Genomic DNA, 3906 nt, shown 5'->3' with positions numbered 1-3906 from the left:
GAGCAGCACGACGACGTTCGCGAACCGAGCAGGGAGGTCCCGTCCCCCGAACGCGATGGGACCCACGCCCTTGATGATCATCGTGACCACCGCGCAGCCGGCGATCGTCGCCCACGCCGTCCCGGTCATCGCGGGCCCCCCGCGTCGGGCTCGGCCGGCGTGTCCGCCCCGGGGGGGTGGAGGCCGAGCGTCAGGTCCTCCCCGACCGCGATGTCCGCCGCGTCCGGGGTGCCGGTGCCGGCCCGCAGACCGACGAGGGCGACGACGCTGGCGGTCAGCACGGGGACACCGGGCGGCGTGAGCGGCACGAGGACCAGCGCGACGAGCGCGCCCGCCGCGGCCACGCGCGGGGCCAGGCCACCGCCCGCCCGGTCGGCGCGGAGCTCGGCGATGAGGATCGCCAGGAAGAAGGCGGGGTAGATCGCGTCGAGGCCCAGGGCGTGCGGGTCCCCGATCACCCCGCCGCCGAAGACCCCGGCGACGGTGCCGAGCGTCCAGGTCACGTATTGCACCCCGCTGCACCCGAACAGGAACCAGCGATCGAAGCTCCCGTCGCCACGGTTCGCCAGCGCCCAGGAGGAGTCGACGACGGTCTGGCCCTGCGCGGCGCGCCAGAGGGGACGTCCCGGGAGGGAGGGCGCGAGGGCCACGCCCATGGGCAGGAAGCGGGCGTTCATCAGCGCGGCGGCTCCGACGGCGGCGCCGACGCCGCCCCCGGCGGCGAGGATCGACACGGCCGCGAACTGCGCGGAACCCGCGAAGACGATCAGCGACATGGTGATCGCGGCCACCGCGGGGAAGCCCGCGTCGTGCGCGAGCACCCCGAAGGACAGCGACAGCAGGAAGCCCGCGAGGGCGAACGGGACCCCGGCGCGCAGCCCGGCGTGCAGCGACGCGCGGTCGACGGCGGAGGTTGCGTACGGGCGGGGGGCCGCCCGGTCCTGGAGCAGGGCCACCTGCGCAGGGTGCCACCGCGAGGGCCTTCGCGCCACGACGATCACTGGCGTCCGCGATCAGCGTCGCTGATGGCCGGTGCCCGTGCAGAGCAGGAGAACTCATGCTCCGGCTGCTACGGTGGAAGCACGGATGGCGCCGTCGTCCGTGAGGTTCTCCGTTCTGAAGGTGCGCTCTTCGCGCGTTTCGGGTTCTGAGGCAGCCTCCCCCGAAACGCCCGCGATACCGATGTCGCGGAGAAGGAGCAGTACCCCATATGACCACGTTCGCCGATCTCGGCCTGTCCGAGACCTGCATCCGCGCGATGTCCGACGCGGGCATCACCAGCCCGTTCCCGGTCCAGGCCGCGGTGATCCCCGACGCGCTGCGCGGCGAGGACGTCCTCGTCCAGTCGCCGACCGGCTCGGGCAAGACCATCGCCTTCGGGCTTCCGCTCGTCGAGATGATCGAGGCCACCGACCGGCGCGCCAGCGCCGTCGTCCTCGCCCCGACGCGCGAGCTCGCGAGCCAGATCGTCGAGGACATCCTGCCGATCGCCCACGCTCGCGCCCTGTCCGTCGCCGCCGTCTACGGTGGCGTCGGCATCGTCGCCCAGGCCAAGCGCGCCGCCAAGGCGCACATCATCGTCGCGACCCCCGGCCGTCTCATCGATCTGCTCGAGCGGGGCGACGTCAACCTCCGTCACGTCAAGATCGCCGTCCTGGACGAGGCCGACCGCATGCTCGACATGGGCTTCAAGCCCGCCGTGGACCGCATCCTGCGCGAGGTCCCGTCCAGCCGCCAGATGCTGTTCTTCAGCGCCACGCTGGACGGCGCGCCGCGCAAGTTCGCCGACTCGTTCACGACCAACGCGATCGAGCACAAGCTCGCGGCCCCGGTGTCGCAGCGCAGCGCCGAGATCGAGCATCGCTTCATGGCGGTGCCGCACCCCGACAAGATCGACTCGCTCGTGCACACGCTGCACAACGAGGAGCGCGGTCTCGCCGTGGTCTTCGTCCGGACCAAGCGCGGGGCGGACCGTCTCGTCAAGCGCCTGGGCAACAGCGGCGTGAACGCCGTCGCCATGCACGGCGACAAGTCGCAGTCCCAGCGCGAGAAGGCCCTGGCCCGGTTCGAGTCGGGCTCCGTCGACACGCTGGTGGCCACCGACGTCGCCGCTCGCGGCCTCGACGTCCGCGACGTCACGCACGTCATCAACTTCGACGCGCCCGAGGACCGTGAGGCCTACGTCCACCGCGCCGGCCGCACGGGCCGCGCGGGCCGCAGCGGCGTCGCCATCACGCTCGTCAGCCCCGACCAGCACAAGGACATCTCGCTGATCGCTCGCGACCTGCGGCTCGACCGCGAGCTCGCGGGAGCGGGGATCACCGCCACCAACGGCGGGCCGAGCCTGCCGAAGCCCCAGCGGGGCGGCGGCGGCCAGCGCCCCGGTGGCTCGGGCCAGCGGAGCGGCGGCGGAAGCTCCCGGAACCGCAAGGGCTCCTCGGCGGGCCGCTCGGGCGCCGGCTCGGGCAACGGGTCCGCCAAGGGCGGCGTGACGTTCTCCGGTGGCAGCTTCGGTCCGGGCTCCGGCGGCGGTTCGCGCCGCAGCGGTGGCGGCCGCCGCAGCAGCGCACGCTGACGGCGGGTTCGCCGTCGGTCGCGGCCGCTACGGCCGCGGCCCGGGCCGGCCCGCCGCCGCGCGGCGCGTAGCTCCGCTCAGCCGGCGGCCTTCCAGGCCTTGAGGTCGGGCATCGGGTCGCGCGGCTCGCCGCCCCTGTACCAGCCCGGCTTCGTCCAGATCTCGAAGTGCAGGTGGCAGGCCGACGCGTTCCCGGTCCGTCCGACCTCGCCGAACCGCTCGCCCGTCGCCACCGTGTCGCCCTTCTTGAGCGTCACGGCGCGGCGGAGATGCATGTACACGTGGTCCTCGCCGGACTCGGCGCCGCGGATGACGACGTAGTGGCCCGCGCGGCTGTCGGTGTCCTCGAACACGACCTTGCCGCCCTCGGCCGCCGCGAGCGGTACCCCGCACTCGGCGAAGATGTCCTCGCCCCGGTGCGCACCACCGCGATCGTGGAAGTGCGCGCCCTCGCCGCCGAACTTCCACTTCCCGCGGATCGGGAAGACGCGGCTGCCGGGCGCGAAGGTGGAGGCCGCCGGCTGGGGCTGGATCTCAGGGGTCGCCTTGCCGGTGACCTCGGGAACCGGGGCGGACCGCCGGATGGTCCTGGCCTCGGTGCGCGTCACCTTGCCGTCGACGCGGAGCTTCTTGCGGCGCTCGAGGCGACGCACCGCCTTGAGCGTGGCGGGACCGTAGTCCCCGTCCGGGGAGACCCGCACGCCGTGGTCGATCAGCAGCCGCTGGAGGGCACGCACGTCCGTCCCGGTGCGTCCGCGCTTCAGCGTCCGCGAAGCGTAGGAGATGACGCGCCGCCGGGGCCGGGCCTCACGGCGCATCTCGCGGGCCTGGTCGCGGTCGACGGCGGCGTCCTCCGGGAGCTTCTCCTCGCGCTCGTACCGGCGCACCGCGGCCTCGGTGGCCGGCCCGAAGTCGCCGTCGCGCGCGACAGGGAGCCCGAGGCGGACGAGCCACGTCTGGAGCTGTTTGACGTCCCGTCCGCTCATTCCGGGGGTCAGCGTGCGCTCGCCGAGGTTGTAGGACTCGGCCGCGGCTGAGGAGGGCACGAGTGCCCCGGCGAGGGCGACCGCCGTGAGCGCTGGGAGGGTGATCAGGGAACGACTGGGAAACGGCATTGCGTATCGCAACACTGGCCCGGCGAGCCGGTTGCGCGTCTGTGAGCCGCCTCACACAACGCAGGGCTGCGGGTCCCGTGCGGGAAGATCGATCGTCCGGTGCAGGTTGGCACAGCCCACATCGAGCACCCAGAGGTGCACGAGATCGTGCCGTCTGCGCACTGCGTGCAGCGGTTCCGCCAGCGCATGCCCATCCGCCGTCCGGGCATCGCCGAG

General features: G+C 73.5%; 3 protein-coding genes. 1 reads left to right on the top strand and 2 read right to left on the bottom strand.

The genetic code is table 11. The features are described from left to right. Window positions 1-125: 125 nt before the first annotated feature. The gene (locus ABYE80_RS18250) at window positions 126-956 is read right to left on the bottom strand and encodes an AzlC family ABC transporter permease (RefSeq protein WP_372791728.1); all 831 of its coding nucleotides are present in this window, start codon (window positions 954-956) and stop codon (window positions 126-128) included. Window positions 957-1210: 254 nt separating this feature from the next. On the opposite strand from ABYE80_RS18250, the gene ABYE80_RS18245 reads away from it, so the two are divergent. Next, window positions 1211-2575, top strand: coding sequence for a DEAD/DEAH box helicase (locus ABYE80_RS18245; protein ID WP_372791727.1), 1365 nt, complete (start codon window positions 1211-1213; stop codon window positions 2573-2575). Window positions 2576-2652: 77 nt separating this feature from the next. Here the strand turns inward: ABYE80_RS18245 and ABYE80_RS18240 are convergent, their stop codons facing one another. After that, on the bottom strand, window positions 2653-3690 hold the full coding sequence (locus ABYE80_RS18240) for a peptidoglycan-binding protein (protein WP_372791726.1): 1038 nt from the start codon (window positions 3688-3690) through the stop codon (window positions 2653-2655). Window positions 3691-3906 lie beyond the last annotated feature (216 nt).

It is taken from the genome of Paraconexibacter sp., from assembly GCF_041602235.1.
Taxonomy (GTDB): domain Bacteria; phylum Actinomycetota; class Thermoleophilia; order Solirubrobacterales; family Solirubrobacteraceae; genus Paraconexibacter.
This window is presented reverse-complemented; position numbering and strand designations above follow the sequence as displayed.